This window comes from Pseudarthrobacter sp. YAF2 (genome assembly GCF_052113345.1).
Taxonomy (GTDB): domain Bacteria; phylum Actinomycetota; class Actinomycetes; order Actinomycetales; family Micrococcaceae; genus Arthrobacter.
On record NZ_JBFRDA010000013.1, the window covers coordinates 118,139 to 132,137 of the forward strand.

Here is a 13,999-nt window from a genome sequence, read left to right on the forward strand (position 1 = left end):
GCCCCCGTGAGCCCCGCGGCCCCGGCCGCGGTTGACCAGGTCACCCTGACCATCGAGAACCAGGTGGCCACCGTGGTGATCGACCGGCAGCACGTCCTCAACGCCGTGGACGGCACGGCCCAAGCCAGGCTCAACACCATCTGGGACCAGCTCGAGGCTGATCCGGACGTCCGCGCCGTGGTCATCACCGGCGCCGGACCCCGGGCGTTCTGTGTTGGCGCGGACATGTCCGCCGCCGCCGTGGACAAGACCGGCCTGGAGTACTGGGCCGGCCTGGACCCCAACGGCTTCGGCGGGCTGAGCCTGCGGACCACGCTGGATATCCCCGTGATCGCCCGCGTGAACGGCTACGCCCTGGGCGGCGGCATGGAAATCGTCCTGGGCGCGGACATCGTGGTGGCGGCGGACAGTGCGAAGTTCGGGTTGACGGAGCCCCGCGTGGGGCGGTTGGCGCTCGACGGCGGCATCCACCAACTGGTGCGCCGCGTCCCCTACACCCAGGCGATGGGCATGCTGCTCACCGGCCGGAAAGCTGACGCCGCCGAGATGCAGGCCATGGGCCTGGTCAACGAAGTGGTACCGGCAACGGAACTCGACGCCGCCGTGCAGCGCTGGGTGGACCAGGTCCTGGCCTGCGCCCCCACCTCCGTCCGGGCCGTCAAGCAGATGGTCGCCCGGACCGGGCACCTGACAGCAGCCGAAGCCCGCGGCCTGCGGCTGCCGGCGCTGATGGCAGCCCTGGACAGCGAGGACTCCGCCGAGGGCGTCCGCGCCTTCCAGGAAAAGCGGAAACCGGCCTGGCCCGGCAAGTAAGGAATGCGTCAGATGAACAACAAACCAAGGGAGAACCCAATGCGGGAGTCATTGACGCCAGGCGTGTGGGGCGTTGTTGCCACGCCGTTCCAGGGCAGCACGCTGGACGTGGACCTGGATAGCCTCTCCGACCTCGTGGAGCGCTACGAAGCCATCGGTGCAACGGGCCTGACCGTCCTGGGCGTCTTCGGTGAGGCGGCCGCGCTGACGCCGGAGGAGCGCCACCAGGTCCTGGAAATCGCCGTCGAATGCACCAACCTGCCACTGGTGGTGGGCGTGACTGCCCTGGCCACGCGGCCCGCGATCGAGGAAATCCGCGCCGCTCAGCAGGCTGCCGGGCAGCGCCTGGCCGCGGTGATGGTGCAGGCCAACTCGGCGAAGCCCGAGGTGCTCGCAGCGCACCTGGACGCCATCCACCGTGCCACCGGAACCAAGGTGGTGCTGCAGGATTACCCGCTGGCCAGCGGCGTCGCCATCTCCACCGCCGCCCTGATCGCCGTGGTCACGGCAAGCCCCTGCGTCATCGCCGTCAAGGCTGAGGCGCCGCCCACCAGCGTGGCCATCGCCGAACTCAGTGCGGGCACCGGGGTCTCGGTGTTCGGCGGGCTCGGCGGCCAGGGGCTGCTGGACGAACTCCTGGCGGGTGCCGCCGGTGCCATGACCGGTTTCTCCTTCCCCGAGGCACTGATCGCCTGCGTTCGCGCCTGGCAGGAGCAAGGGTATGCGGCGGCCGCCGGGCAGCTGGTGCCCTACCTGCCACTGATCAACTTCGAGCAGCAGGCCAAGGTGGCCCTTGCCATCCGCAAAGAATGCCTCCGGGAACGGGGTTGGATCAAGGACTCTGGTGTCCGGGCACCAGCCGCAGGCTTCCCGGAAAGCCTGCGGCACGCCATGGAGGTACATCTCCGCGAAGCCTCCGTCGCACTGGACTTCAACCGTGCACTGGCCCCCGCAGGGAGTAACTGATGGATCTGGGAATCGCCGGCAAGACGGCGCTGGTGGCCGCCTCCACGGGTGGCCTGGGACTCGCAGTGGCCCGCGCGCTCGCCGCGGAAGGTGCCAGAGTGGCCATCGTGGGCCGCCGCGGCATCCGGGCCAAGGAGATCGTGGAGGAGCTGCAGGATGCTTTCGGTGGCCTGCCGGGCTTTGCCGCCATCGCCGTCGAGGCTGACCTCACCGGCACCGAAGGCGTCGATGCCGCCGTAGTGCAGGCCGAAGCCGGCCTGGGACCAATCGACATCCTGGTCCTCAACGGGCCCGGGCCCAGGCCCGGAGCCGCCGCGACCCTGGGCAGCGAGGACATCGCCGCGGCGTTCGACCTCCTGGTCAAGCCGCACCATGCCCTGGTGTCGCGCACCCTTCCGGCCATGCGCGAACGGCGGTGGGGGCGGATCCTTGCCATCGGCTCCAGCGGCGTCGCAGCCCCACTGCCCAACCTTGCCGTCTCCAATACGGGCCGCGCCGCCCTGGCCGGCTATCTCAAGACGCTCGCCGCCGAGGTGGCCCTGGACGGGGTCACCGTGAACGTGCTGCTGCCCGGCAGGATCGCCACGGACCGTGTCACCGAACTGGACCAGGCAGCCGCCAAGCGGCGCGGCACCACGCTGGAGGACATCCGGCTGGAATCCCGCAAAACCATCCCCGCCCGCCGCTACGGCGAACCCGCCGAATTCGGTGCGGCCGCCGCCTTCCTCTGCAGCGCCCCGGCGTCGTACATCACCGGCGTGGCACTGCGGTGCGACGGCGGCCTCATCCGCAGCCTCTAGCCCCAAACTTCCAAAGGAAATGCCATGACCTCCACCGCCCTGGACCCCACCAACACCGTCCACGCCCACCTCACCGCACAGCACCTGATCAACGGCCAGTGGCTTGGTGCCGCGGAAACCCGCCGCACCAACCCAGCCCGGCCGGACGAACTGGCAGCCCTGTCGCCCAGCGGCACCGCGGAGGATGTTGACGCCGCCATCACCGCGGCAGCGGCCGCGCAGCCCGCCTGGGCAGCCCTGCCCGCCCCGTCCCGCGGCGCCATCCTGATCGCCGCCGGCAACCTGCTGATCGAACGGCAGTCCGCGATCGCCGAGGACCTGGTCCGCGAGGAAGGCAAGACCCTGGCCGAAGCCAAGGGCGAGGTGAAGCGCGCCTCCGACGTGCTGCGCTTCTTCGGTTCACTCGGCTGGGCCGCCACCGGAGAAGTGCTGCCCAGCGGGCTGCCGGACACCACCATCACCACCCGGCGCGAACCGCTGGGCGTGGTAGGCCTGATCACCCCCTGGAACTTCCCCATCGCCATCCCGGCCTGGAAGACGGCGCCGGCCCTGATCAGCGGCAACACCGTGGTAATCAAGCCCGCTGAACTCACGCCGCTCTCCGCTGCCCACCTGGCCCGGGCCCTGCAGGACGCCGGACTGCCGGCGGGCGTGTTCAACGTGGTGCACGGCAAAGGCCGGGTGGTGGGCGACGCACTGGCCCGCGATCCGCGCATCGCCGGGATGTCCTTCACCGGGTCCACCAACGTGGGCCTGGGACTGCAGGAGATCCTCAACGGCCGGCGGGCACGGGTGCAGCTGGAAATGGGCGGCAAGAACGGCGTCCTGGTCCTGGACGACGCCGATCCCCGCAAGGCCGCACAGGTGGTGGCCGCCGGTGCGTTCGGCCTCACCGGCCAGGCCTGCACCGCCACGTCGAGGGTGTATGTCACCCCCGGCATCCGGGCCGCGTTCCTGGACGCCCTGGTGGCGGAAGCCGCAAAGTACACCCCGGGGGACGGCCTGGAATCCGCCATGGGGGCAGTGGTGAGCCCCCAGCAGTTCGAGCAGGACCAGGCGGCGGTGCGCGGCGCCGTCGAGCGCGGTGCCACGCTCCTGCACGGAAAGTACGACGGCGATTCCTCCGAGGCGCTGTTCTTCCCGGCCGCGGTGCTCACCGGGCTGGCCTTCGACGATCCTGCCGTGACGGAGGAGATCTTCGGCCCGGTGGTCGCCGTCCTGGAGGTCCCCGATTACCAGGCGGGACTGGCGGCCATCAACGATTCCCGCTACGGCCTCACCGCCGGCATCTGCACCGACTCCCTGGCGCTGGCCACCGATTTCACCGCGCGGGCCCAGGCCGGAGTCATCAAGGTCAACCGGCCCACCGCCGGACTGGACCTGAATGTGCCGTTCGGCGGCGTCAAGGATTCCTCTACCAACACGTTCCGCGAGCAGGGCAGGTCCGCGCTTGAATTCTTCACCTGGGGCAAAACCGTCTACACGGGCGTGTAGTTCCATGACGTATGTGATCGCGCAGCCGTGCGTGGATGTGAAGGACAAGGCGTGCCTCCAGGAGTGCCCCGTGGACTGCATCTACGAGGGTGAACGTTCGCTCTATATCCATCCGTCCGAATGCGTGGACTGCGGTGCGTGCGATCCGGTGTGCCCGGTGGAGGCCATCTACTACTCGGACGATGTGCCGGACGAATGGGCAGACTACGTCCGCGCCAACGTGGAGTTCTTCCATGACCTGGGGTCGCCGCAGGGCGCCTCTGCCCTGGGAAACCTGCATCGGGACCATCCCGTCGTTGCCGCGGAGCCCGTCCCGGCACGGTAAAGCCCAAACCCTCCAATGGCCGCCAAGCCTTCGCTTGGCGGCCATTGCTGCGTTAACTCACAGGTTTTACGTTTGGAACAACCTAGTTGCGCTGACTGCAACCAGAGCTTGACGCGCGCAAAGAAGGTGCGGTGGGACGACCCTTGTTTCTTATGGTTGATTCACCAGTAATAAATGCCGCAGAAAGCTCTTGACTGTGGTGCTCATCACCATCTATGTTGAAACAACCACGTTGCAATCAGTGCAACTCAAACTTCTAATGGTGGTTCCATGAGTACCAATTCCAACTCCGCCGGGGCAGGAGCCGTTGCCGCTGACGCCAACGGGTCCGTCCTGGCAGGCCAAGGCGCCGGCAACGCCGTGGCAAGCAAGGATGTTCGACGCCGGGTGGTCACGGCCAGCTTCATCGGCAACTTCGTCGAATGGTTCGACTACGCCGTGTACGGCTACCTCGCAGCCGTCATTTCATCCGTCTTCTTTCCCGAAGCCGACCGGCAGACCGCACTGCTGGCCACTTTCGCGGTGTTCGCAATTTCCTTCTTCGTCCGGCCCCTGGGCGGCTTCTTCTGGGGCCACATCGGCGACAAGCTGGGCAGGCGCAAGGCACTGTCCCTCTCCATCGTCATCATGTCCGTCTCCACCTTCTGCATCGCCCTCATTCCCGGATACGGAACCATCGGCATGCTGGCCCCGGTCCTGCTCCTGCTGGTCCGTGTGGTCCAGGGCTTCTCGGCGGCAGGGGAATACGCCGGGGCATCGGCCTTCCTGGTGGAATACGCGCCGGCCAACCGCCGCGGACTCTACGCCGCCGTCGTCCCCGCCAGCACCGCCGCGGGCCTGCTCCTGGGCTCGCTGATCGCGGCACTCCTCAGCTCGGTGCTCAGCACCGGGCAACTGCACGACTGGGGCTGGCGGCTGCCGTTCCTCCTGGCCGCCCCCATGGGACTGATCGGCCGCTACATCCGCACCAGGCTGGAGGATACTCCCGCCTTCCGCGCCCTGGCTGAGCACGAAGAGTCCGCTCCCAAAGCTCCCGCGCTGGACATGTTCCGGACCTACCGGAAGCAGCTCATCATTGCTTGCGGGGCGGTGCTGCTCAACGCCGTCGGCTTCTACGTCATCCTCAGCTACATGCCCACCTACCTGTCCGAGGAACTGGGCTTTGGCCCCACCGAATCGTTCCTGGCCACCACCATCGCCCTGGCCAGCTACATCGGCTTCATCTTCCTGACAGGCATGGCCTCGGACCGGTTCGGCCGCAAACGGATGCTGATCACCGCTTCGGTGCTGTTCATGCTCCTGACCGTCCCTGCCTTCATGCTCCTGGACACGGGCAACTTCCTGGTGATCGTCCTGGTCCAGATCCTGCTGGGCGGCATGCTCACCCTGAATGACGGCACGCTACCCAGCTTCCTGGCCGAACTGTTCCCCACCAAGGTCCGGTACAGCGGCTTCGCCGTCAGCTTCAACCTTTCCAACGCGCTCTTCGGCGGCACGGCCCCGTTCATGGCCACCCTGCTCATCGGCCTTACCCAGAGCAAGCTGGCTCCCGGCTGGTATCTCGTGGCCGCGTCCGCCATATCGCTGGCGGCGGTCCTGTTCGCCGCCGAAACCTCGCGCAAGCCGCTCAAGCACCTCTGATCCTGCAGCGGTCCCTGAACACCCTTCCTTCCACACAACCCGCATTGCGGCCACCAGCCGCATCATCGAAAGGCACACCTGTGACCATCACCACCGACACCGCCTCCTCCATCGCCGAACTGGAGCGCCTCAAGGTCCTGCACAACGGCACCAAGGGCAAGCTCACGTTCTCCGATGCGGAGTTCGAGCGCCGGCTTGGCGGCCTTCGCCAGATCATGGCCGCCAAGAGCCTGGACGCCGTCATCCTCACCAGCTACCACGGCATCAAGTACTACTCCGACTTCCTCTACACCACGTTCGGCCGCAATTACGCCCTGGTGGTCACCGCGGACGACTCGGTCACCGTGACCGCGAACATCGACGCCGGCATGCCGTGGCGCACCTCGTACGGCGAGAACATCGTCTACACCGACTGGCGCCGCGACAACTTCTACTTCGGCCTGCAGGAGGCCCTGCGCCAGCGCGGCGTCAAAGCCTCCCGCCTCGGCGTCGAGGACGACTTCCTCCCGGCCCTGACCCGCGAGAAAATCGCCGCAGCCTTCCCCGGCGCCACGCTCCTGGACGTCTCCCAGGACGCCATGCGCCAGCGCATGATCAAGTCCGCCGAGGAAATCGAGGTCATCAAGCACGGCGCCCGCATCGGCGACCTCGGCGGCGAGGCCATCCGCAACGCCATCCGTGAAGGCATATCCGAGTACGAGGTTGCCCTGATCGGCACCGAAGCCATGGTCCACGAGATCGCCCGGACCTTCCCCGACCGGGAGGTCCGCGACACCTGGGTGTGGTTCCAGTCCGGCATCAACACCGACGGCGCGCACAACTGGGCCACCACCCGGCAGCTTCAGCAGGGCGACATCCTCTCCCTGAACTGCTTCCCCATGACCTCCGGCTACTACACGGCCCTGGAGCGCACCCTCTTCCTGGGCCAGCCGGACGAGCGCTCCCTGGAACTGTGGAACATCAACGTCGAGGTGCACCGGCGCGGCCTGGAACTCATCAAGCCCGGTGCCGTCTGCAAGGACATCGCCGCCGAACTCAACGAGATCTACATCAGCCACGGCCTGCTGGCCAACCGCACCTTCGGCTACGGCCACTCCTTCGGCGTCCTCAGCCACTACTACGGCCGCGAAGCTGGCCTGGAACTGCGCGAGGACATCGATACGGTCCTGGAGCCCGGCATGGTGGTGTCCATGGAACCGATGATCACGGTAGCGGACGGCCTGCCGGGCGCCGGCGGGTACCGTGAGCACGACATCCTGGTGATCGGGGAGGACAACACGGTGGAGAACATCACCAAGTTCCCGTTCGGTCCCGAGCACAACATCATCCAGGCATAACCATCGCCACAGGGAAGCGGCGCCACGGACACGTGGCGCCCTGCTGGGGGTTACGGAAATCGCCAACCGCGTGGGCATGCACAAGAGCAGCGTCTCCCGGATCCTTGCCACCTTCGAGCAGGAAAACCTGGTGGAACGGGACCCGGAAACCAAGCGGTTCAGGCTGGGCCTGGGGCTGATCGCCGTCGCCGGGCCGCTGCTGGCCGAAATGGAGGAGCGGCGCGTCGCATACCCCGTGCTGCGGCAGTTGACCGAACAGACGGGCGAAACCAGTGCGCTGATGCTCTGGAACGGGGACGAAGCCATTTGCGTGGAGCAGATTGCCAGCCACCACCAGATCAAGCACACCACCCCGCTGGGCGCCCGGTACCGTGACGCCATGAGCGCCTCCGTCCAGGTGTTCCTGTCCACGCTGCCGGCCGAGCGGGTGCGTGAGCTGCTGCGGAGCGGGACCATCACCTTTCCCGGAATGGACGACGCCGGACTGTCGGCCTACGAGACCCGGCTCCAGGACGTGGCGCGGCGGGGATGGGCGGGCAACTACGGGGAATCGTCCATGGACGAGGTGGGCGTGGCAGCACCCGTCCGCGACCACCGCGGCGACGTGGTGGCCGCCGTCCTCATCCCGGCACCCCGGTTCCGGGTGTCGAAGGAGCGGTTCGAGAGCCTGGCCGAAGCCTGCGTTGCCGCCGCCGGCAAGGTGACCACGCGTTTGGGCGGCCGGCCGGCACGCTGATCCTGCATGTTCAGGCGGTTGGAGTGAATATCGGGTTCACGCTGCCACAGCGCTGACTGCGACGACGCCACCCCAGGGGTCGCTGATCACCGCGCTCCGGAATCCCGGGGTATTCGAGGGCTCCATGAGGATGCCGCCCCCTAATGCAACGGCCCGGTCGGCGGTGGTGTCTGCACTGTCGACTGCGAAGTTCACACTCCAGTTCGGCGGAACGTCCACGCCCTCTGTTGAGGTGGCGACTGCCACCATCCGGTCTTGCAGAAGCCATAGTGAGAAGGCGGCGTCCGGCGATGACTTCAGCTCCCACGCGAACATTGTCCGGTAGAAATCCCGGGCTTTTCCAAGATCCGGGGTGTGCAGGGAACTCATCGCCCAGCAGTTCGGCTGATCGGCAAGCTCAACGCCGTCATTTTCGCCTGCCTGCCGCAGGCAGAACAGCACGCCGGAGGAGTCAGCAACCAACGCGGTGGGGGCGTGGGCGTCGAGGGACATAAGCTGCCGGCCCCCCGCCTGTTCAGCGCGGGCCGAAGCCTCCGAGACGTCCTCCACCCGGACGTGCGTCAGCCAGCCCGCAGGAGACTGTGGCGGGGCCTGCCCCACTCCGGCCACCAGGCGTCCGTTGAGGCGCGCCCGGTAGTACTCGCCGTCAATCCCCGACACGGGAATGGCCTCGTCGAAACTCCAGCCGAAAAGTTGGCGGTAGAACTCTGTGGCGGCCTGCGGTTCCGGTTGCCAGGTATCCACCCAGCAGGGTGCTCCTACCGACGACGTATCCCGAATAGCCATAATGCACCCTTTCGAATCCGGCTGGGCCGCCGTACGCATGGCGCCGGCCCCCAGGGCAATGCCAGGCAAGCATACGTCCGAAAGCGGAGGCGTGGCGGGAGATAGATGCGGGGTCCAGGCGGGGCGGGCTTTGCAGCTTGTCAGCCCAGCTCTGCCCGGCGCCCTGAGGCGGCCCCATACTCCGACCACCCGCCGGCGTAGAGGCGGCCCTGGCCAAGTCCGGCATGTTCGAGGGCGAGGAGGTTGTGGCACGCCGTGACGCCTGAGCCACAGTAGGAGATGACGGCGGCGGCGTCGTCGATCCCGACTCTCGCGAATGCTGTCCGGACCTCCCCGATCGGGCGCAGGCGCCCATCGGGGGAGAGGTTCTCACGGCACGGTACGTTCACTGCGCCCGGGATGTGTCCTGCTTGGGGATCGGTGGGCAGCTGGAGGGTTCCGTCGAACCGGTCGGCATTGCGGGCGTCGACGATGATCCCGGCGGGCCCTGCCGTGATGTCCTCCAGTTGGGCCAGGCGGGACCCGGGCCACGGAACCGGAGTGAACGTCGCGGGGATCGGCTTCGCGGGCGTGGTCTCCAAGGGTCCCGTCCATGCGGCCATCCCGCCGTCGAGCAGCGCTGCCGGATGCCCGATCGCACGCAGCATCCAGACGAGACGCGCGGCAATGACTCCTCCCGCGTCGTCATAGGCGACAACAGCTGTGTCGTCACCGATTCCCAGCGAGGACATTCCACTGGCAAACACTTCCGGGTCGGGAAGCGGGTTCAACCCGTGCGGTCCCGGATCGCCCGAGAGCCAGGCGTCCAGGTCCACAAACACTGCATCCGGAAGATGGCCGCCGTCGTACGCTGAACGGCCCGACGTGCCGTCGAGGTACCAGCGCGCATCGGCGATGACAACATTCCTTCGGTGCGCCTCGAGCCACGCGGCATCCACAAAGGGTGGCAGGTCCGACTGGGCTGTTGGGGTCTGGTCCATACAGTGCAGGCTAAACGATGTGTCCATTATTTGAGCAAGAATGTCCCATCATGTGGACGGGATGTGGCGGGTGTCCCGGGCTTCTTCATGCTTGGCCGGGCGTTCCCTCGGGCGGGGCTGGTCTGTACAACCAAGGCCGGCGCACGGGAAACTGGCGCCATGCGCAAACTGACCTTCGCCATGAACGTGAGCGTGGACGGCTATATCGCCGCGCCCGGGGACGATCTCGGTTGGAGCGTACCGGGCGACGAACTGTTCCAATGGTGGTCCGACCGGGTGGCGGCGACGGGCCTGGCATTGTACGGACGCAAACTGTGGGAGACGATGAGCTCCCACTGGCCCACCGCGGACCAGGAGCCTGGCGTCACACCGGCGCAGATCGAGTTCGCCCGCCGTTGGCGGGACATGCCGAAGGTGGTGTTTTCCTCGAGGATCCGCCCGGTCAACTGGAATACGCGCCTGGTCGCCGGCGATGCGGTTCCGGAGATCGCGCGGCTCAAGGCGGAGGATGGCGGCCCCATGGACATCGGCGGTGCCACGCTCGCTGCGGCGGCCATGCGGGCAGGGCTGATTGACGAGTACGCGATGGTCACCCATCCGGTCCTGGTGGGCGGCGGCACGCCCTTCTATACGGCCTTGGACAATTGGGTGCAGCTGAGGCTGGTGGAGACCCGGGCGTTTCCCGGCGGAGTGGTCCTAACGAGGTATGAGTCCGGCGCTGAGCGCACCAGGTTCCAGGCGTAGGCGCAGACCCTAAAGCCTGTTCCGGGGTACATCAGCTGACGGGTTTCTCAGGGGAGCCCCGCCATCCGGGCAGCAAGATGCAACGCAGCCAGCCGCCCCGTCCCGCGGGGATCGCCCCCGCACAGCTCGAAAATCCGCTGCAGCCGGTGGTGCATGGACTGCCGTTCCAAATGCAGTTCGCGCGCTGACTGAGCGGTATTGCAGCCCGAGTCCAGCCACACCTGCAAGGTCTCCAGCAGCTGGGACTGCCGTTGTGCGTCATGCTCCAGGACCGCCCGCAGCTGCCGGTTCACGAACGCCTCCCGCGCCGAGGCATCCAGGCAGGTCAGGGACAGGCTTTCGACGGCGGCATCCTCCGCATCCACCACCACCAGGCCGCGAGCCGGATACTGCCGGCGCGCCGACGCGTTCCGCCGCCGGATCTGGCGCACCTCCAAGGCCCGCCGCGCCTCCGCCAGCGACCAGGAAGCCGCCGCCACGCTTCCGGCCAAGGGCCCCACGGCAATCACCGCATCATGGTCACCTTCCAAGCCTTTCAGCGATTCGAGCAGCTGCCGCCGCTCACCGGCGGTATCGGTGCGGGGCAGCCCGATCATCACCACCAGCTCGGCGTCGTCAAGGTAGGCGGCGCAGGGAATCCGGCGTGAGCTCAGGAAGGTTTCGACGGCGCCGCGCACCTCCTGCGGCGACGCCGCGTGCATTGCGGCCACCACCGCCGGGGAATCTGCAGGAAAGCCGGCGGCAGGGGCCAGCTGCTCAAGCCGCCACTCCGGGGCGGAACTCAGCACGGCCCGCATCAGTTCGGCCCCGGCCAAAGCATGGAGCCCGGGGGGAGTGTGCTGCAGCAGCGCCAGCCCAAGGATGTCAACAGAGCGTTCCCCGGCCACCTGCGCCAGTGCCGCGTCCGCGGCGTCCGGCACCCTCACCTCAAGTCGGCCCATCAGGACACCGCGCACGGGAATGTCCACGTTGACCACCGATCTGCCGGGCCGCCCGTCTCCGCCGTCAAAGTTGGCGTGCGCACCCGGCCCGGAGCCGTCGTCGTCCGCCGGTCCTTCCCCGGCTTCCGCGTCGACCCCACTGCTCCACCCCTCCGGTACGGCGCTGCCCATGGTCACTCCCCAGGGGGAGGTGAGCTTCACGGCGGAACCAGTGATGCCCGCCAGCACGCCCAGGATCCTGTCCAGCGACGCCCCGTGGGCAAGCTCCGCTGCCATGGCCCGCGTGGCGGCATCGGCCTGCTGCAGGTGACCCACCGACTCACTGACCAGCATGGAGTTGATGGCCTGCATAACGCCCACGAAGGGCACCACCTTGCGCAGCTCTACCACCGGAAGGCCGTATTCCTCGGCCTTCTTCAGCATGTCGGCCGGAATTTCCGGCAGGGCCCCACCGGTCTCGATGGCCAGCGCCGCGATACCCCGCTGGGCCAACTCACGGACATAATCTTCGCGTCTGGCCGGGGTGGCCGTGGCGAGGGTGATCCCGCCGCAGAGCAACAGCTCGCCGCCGCGGAGCAGGGGAGCGATGTCCAGGACTTCGCTGGAGTGGACCCAGCGGACCGGCTGGGCGTCAATTACCGCGCCCAGGGGGTGGACCACTGGATCGGCGGCGGCAAGAGCGGGATGGGCGAGTATTTCACCTAGAAACAGTGACACGACATTCCGTAACGTAGTAGGGAATTTTGTTAGACAGATTGTATCTTGTTGCTTGTGATGGGGGCCACATAGCCTTTGAGTACTTATTCACCTCACGGAGGCCCCCATGCAAGAAAAGCTTTCACCAGCAACGCACGGGCACGCTGCCCCAGCCGGTCAGGACCACAACGCCGTGGACCACGAAGCATGGCTGCAGCCCATCCCCGAATCAGCACGCACACGCAAGGTATCCGGCCAGTTCTGGATCTGGGCGGGGGCCAACCTGGCCCCCATCAACTGGGTGCTAGGGGCACTCGGGATCCAGCTGGGACTCGGGCTGGCGGACACCATCACCGTCCTGGTCCTGGGCAACCTGATCGGCATGCTCCTCTTTGGCTGCTTCGTCCTGCTGGGCCAAAAGACCGGAGCCACCGGCATGGTCCTGGCCCGGGCAGCCTTCGGCCGCCGCGGCAACTACCTGCCGGCCGCCATCCAGGCCCTGTTGGTCATCGGCTGGTGCGCGGTGAACACGTGGATCATCCTGGACCTGGTCATGGCGCTCTTTGGAACCCTGGGCTGGGTTGACCCCGAAGCCCCCAACTACGCCTGGAAGATCGGCGTCGCCACCGTCATCATGGGCCTCCAGGTGGCCATCGCCTGGTTCGGCTACAAGGCCATCGCGGCCTTCGAAAAATGGACCGTGCCGCCCACCATCCTCATCCTCGCCGTCATGTCCGCCGTCGCGTGGTTCGGCATGGACATCGACTGGGGCTACGCCGGACCCGCCGGGCACATCCTGGAAGGCACCGAACGGATCGCGGCCATGAGCGCCGTCATGACGGCCATCGGCATCGGCTGGGGCATCACCTGGTTCACCTACGCCGCCGACTACTCCCGGTTCGTCAGCACCAGCGTCCCCAAGAAGAAGGTCTACCTCGCCTCCGTCCTTGGCCAGTTCATCCCGGTGGTCTGGCTCGGCGTCCTGGGCGCAAGCCTCGCCACCAACAGCGGGGAGATCGATCCCGGCAAGCTGATCGTCCTGAACTTCGGCGCCATGGCACTCCCGGTGCTGCTGATGGTGCTCCACGGCCCCATCGCCACCAACATCCTGAACATCTACACCTTCTCGGTTGCCACCCAGGCACTGGACATCTCCATCAGCCGCCGCAAGCTCAACCTGTTCGTCGGCGTCTTCTCGCTCGCCGCCGTCGTCTTCTTCATCTTCCAGGAGGACTTCGCCGCGGTGCTGGACGCCTGGCTGATCGGCCTGGTGGCCTGGGTTGCCGCCTGGGGCGGGATCATGCTGGTGCACTACTTCTGGCTGGACAAGCGCTGGCCCGGCGAGCCGGAGCGCCTGTTCGACGCCGTCGGAACCAAGCGGCTGCCCGGCGTCAACTGGGCCGGCGTCGTCTCCCTGGTGGCCGGCATCTTCGCAACGTGGCTGTTCATGTACGGCCTGATCCCCATCATGCAGGGCCCCATCGCCGTCGCCCTGGGCGGTTGGGACCTGTCCTGGCTCGCCGGTGGCCTGACCAGCGCCGGGGTGTACGCCGTCCTGGGGCCGCGGCAGCACATCCGCTACCTTGCCCTGGAGCCCCGCACCAGTGGGAAGGCTGATACCGCTCCCGGAGCAGAAGGCAAAGAAGCGGACACCGCCCCCGCCCTTCCGGCCCTCTAACCGGCACGGCTCCTCTTCCCACAAAACCTGGCGGGCGCCATGCGCCCGCCGAAAGGATTTCC

12 protein-coding genes and 1 pseudogene are annotated in these 13,999 nt (G+C 67.3%); 10 read left to right on the forward strand and 3 right to left on the reverse strand.

Annotated features, from left to right (window positions below):
* Positions 1–6: 6 nt before the first annotated feature.
* The 8 genes and pseudogenes from AB4Y79_RS14375 to AB4Y79_RS14410 form a co-directional block, all read left to right on the forward strand.
* The gene (locus AB4Y79_RS14375) at positions 7–813 is read left to right on the forward strand and encodes an enoyl-CoA hydratase-related protein (RefSeq protein WP_441863036.1); all 807 of its coding nucleotides are present in this window, start codon (positions 7–9) and stop codon (positions 811–813) included.
* A gap of 12 nt (positions 814–825) precedes the next feature.
* On the forward strand, positions 826–1,779 hold the full coding sequence (locus AB4Y79_RS14380; protein WP_441863038.1) for a dihydrodipicolinate synthase family protein: 954 nt from the start codon (positions 826–828) through the stop codon (positions 1,777–1,779).
* On the forward strand, positions 1,779–2,579 hold the full coding sequence (locus AB4Y79_RS14385) for an SDR family oxidoreductase (protein ID WP_441863041.1): 801 nt from the start codon (positions 1,779–1,781) through the stop codon (positions 2,577–2,579). The genes AB4Y79_RS14380 and AB4Y79_RS14385 overlap by 1 nt, the downstream gene beginning before the upstream one ends.
* A gap of 24 nt (positions 2,580–2,603) precedes the next feature.
* Positions 2,604–4,073 carry an aldehyde dehydrogenase family protein gene (locus tag AB4Y79_RS14390; RefSeq protein ID WP_441863044.1) on the forward strand — a complete coding sequence of 490 codons (1,470 nt, stop codon included), beginning with the start codon at positions 2,604–2,606 and terminating at the stop codon, positions 4,071–4,073.
* 4 nt (positions 4,074–4,077) lie between these two features.
* Positions 4,078–4,398 carry a ferredoxin gene (fdxA, locus tag AB4Y79_RS14395; RefSeq protein WP_308929755.1) on the forward strand — a complete coding sequence of 107 codons (321 nt, stop codon included), beginning with the start codon at positions 4,078–4,080 and terminating at the stop codon, positions 4,396–4,398.
* Positions 4,399–4,668: 270 nt separating this feature from the next.
* Positions 4,669–6,039 (forward strand): MFS transporter, encoded by a 1,371-nt coding sequence (locus AB4Y79_RS14400; RefSeq protein ID WP_441863047.1) that lies wholly within the window; start codon positions 4,669–4,671, stop codon positions 6,037–6,039.
* 80 nt (positions 6,040–6,119) lie between these two features.
* Positions 6,120–7,376, forward strand: coding sequence for an aminopeptidase P family protein (locus tag AB4Y79_RS14405; protein WP_441863050.1), 1,257 nt, complete (start codon positions 6,120–6,122; stop codon positions 7,374–7,376).
* A gap of 40 nt (positions 7,377–7,416) precedes the next feature.
* Positions 7,417–8,112, forward strand: a pseudogene (locus tag AB4Y79_RS14410) (IclR family transcriptional regulator); the annotation flags it as partial.
* 36 nt (positions 8,113–8,148) lie between these two features.
* Here the strand turns inward: AB4Y79_RS14410 and AB4Y79_RS14415 are convergent.
* Together AB4Y79_RS14415 and AB4Y79_RS14420 are read right to left on the reverse strand one after the other, a co-directional pair.
* Positions 8,149–8,856, reverse strand: coding sequence for a VOC family protein (locus AB4Y79_RS14415; protein ID WP_441863053.1), 708 nt, complete (start codon positions 8,854–8,856; stop codon positions 8,149–8,151).
* Between the two features lie 182 nt (positions 8,857–9,038).
* A complete protein-coding gene (locus AB4Y79_RS14420; RefSeq protein WP_441863055.1) occupies positions 9,039–9,878 on the reverse strand; it encodes a sulfurtransferase in 840 nt (279 codons plus the stop codon).
* Positions 9,879–10,037: 159 nt separating this feature from the next.
* Between AB4Y79_RS14420 and AB4Y79_RS14425 the strand changes: the two genes are divergently transcribed.
* The gene (locus AB4Y79_RS14425; RefSeq protein WP_441863058.1) at positions 10,038–10,622 is read left to right on the forward strand and encodes a dihydrofolate reductase family protein; all 585 of its coding nucleotides are present in this window, start codon (positions 10,038–10,040) and stop codon (positions 10,620–10,622) included.
* A 47-nt stretch (positions 10,623–10,669) separates the two neighbouring features.
* On the opposite strand, the gene AB4Y79_RS14430 is transcribed toward AB4Y79_RS14425, so the two are convergent.
* Positions 10,670–12,280, reverse strand: a complete 1,611-nt coding sequence (locus AB4Y79_RS14430; protein WP_441863061.1) for a PucR family transcriptional regulator — start codon at positions 12,278–12,280, stop codon at positions 10,670–10,672.
* A 106-nt stretch (positions 12,281–12,386) separates the two neighbouring features.
* Here AB4Y79_RS14430 and AB4Y79_RS14435 point away from each other — a divergent pair, with 106 nt between their 5' ends.
* Positions 12,387–13,937, forward strand: coding sequence for a purine-cytosine permease family protein (locus tag AB4Y79_RS14435; RefSeq protein WP_441863064.1), 1,551 nt, complete (start codon positions 12,387–12,389; stop codon positions 13,935–13,937).
* Positions 13,938–13,999: the final 62 nt, after the last annotated feature.

Excerpts from the sequence above, each read along its gene's own strand:
- fdxA (WP_308929755.1), top strand. The coding sequence starts at position 4,078 with ATGACGTATGTGATCGCGCAGCCGTGCGTGGATGTGAAGGACAAGGCG.
- AB4Y79_RS14425 (WP_441863058.1), top strand. The coding sequence starts at position 10,038 with ATGCGCAAACTGACCTTCGCCATGAACGTGAGCGTGGACGGCTATATC.
- AB4Y79_RS14400 (WP_441863047.1), top strand. The coding sequence starts at position 4,669 with ATGAGTACCAATTCCAACTCCGCCGGGGCAGGAGCCGTTGCCGCTGAC.
- AB4Y79_RS14390 (WP_441863044.1), top strand. The coding sequence starts at position 2,604 with ATGACCTCCACCGCCCTGGACCCCACCAACACCGTCCACGCCCACCTC.
- AB4Y79_RS14420 (WP_441863055.1), bottom strand. The coding sequence starts at position 9,878 with ATGGACCAGACCCCAACAGCCCAGTCGGACCTGCCACCCTTTGTGGAT.
- AB4Y79_RS14435 (WP_441863064.1), top strand. The coding sequence starts at position 12,387 with ATGCAAGAAAAGCTTTCACCAGCAACGCACGGGCACGCTGCCCCAGCC.
- AB4Y79_RS14385 (WP_441863041.1), top strand. The coding sequence starts at position 1,779 with ATGGATCTGGGAATCGCCGGCAAGACGGCGCTGGTGGCCGCCTCCACG.
- AB4Y79_RS14380 (WP_441863038.1), top strand. The coding sequence starts at position 826 with ATGAACAACAAACCAAGGGAGAACCCAATGCGGGAGTCATTGACGCCA.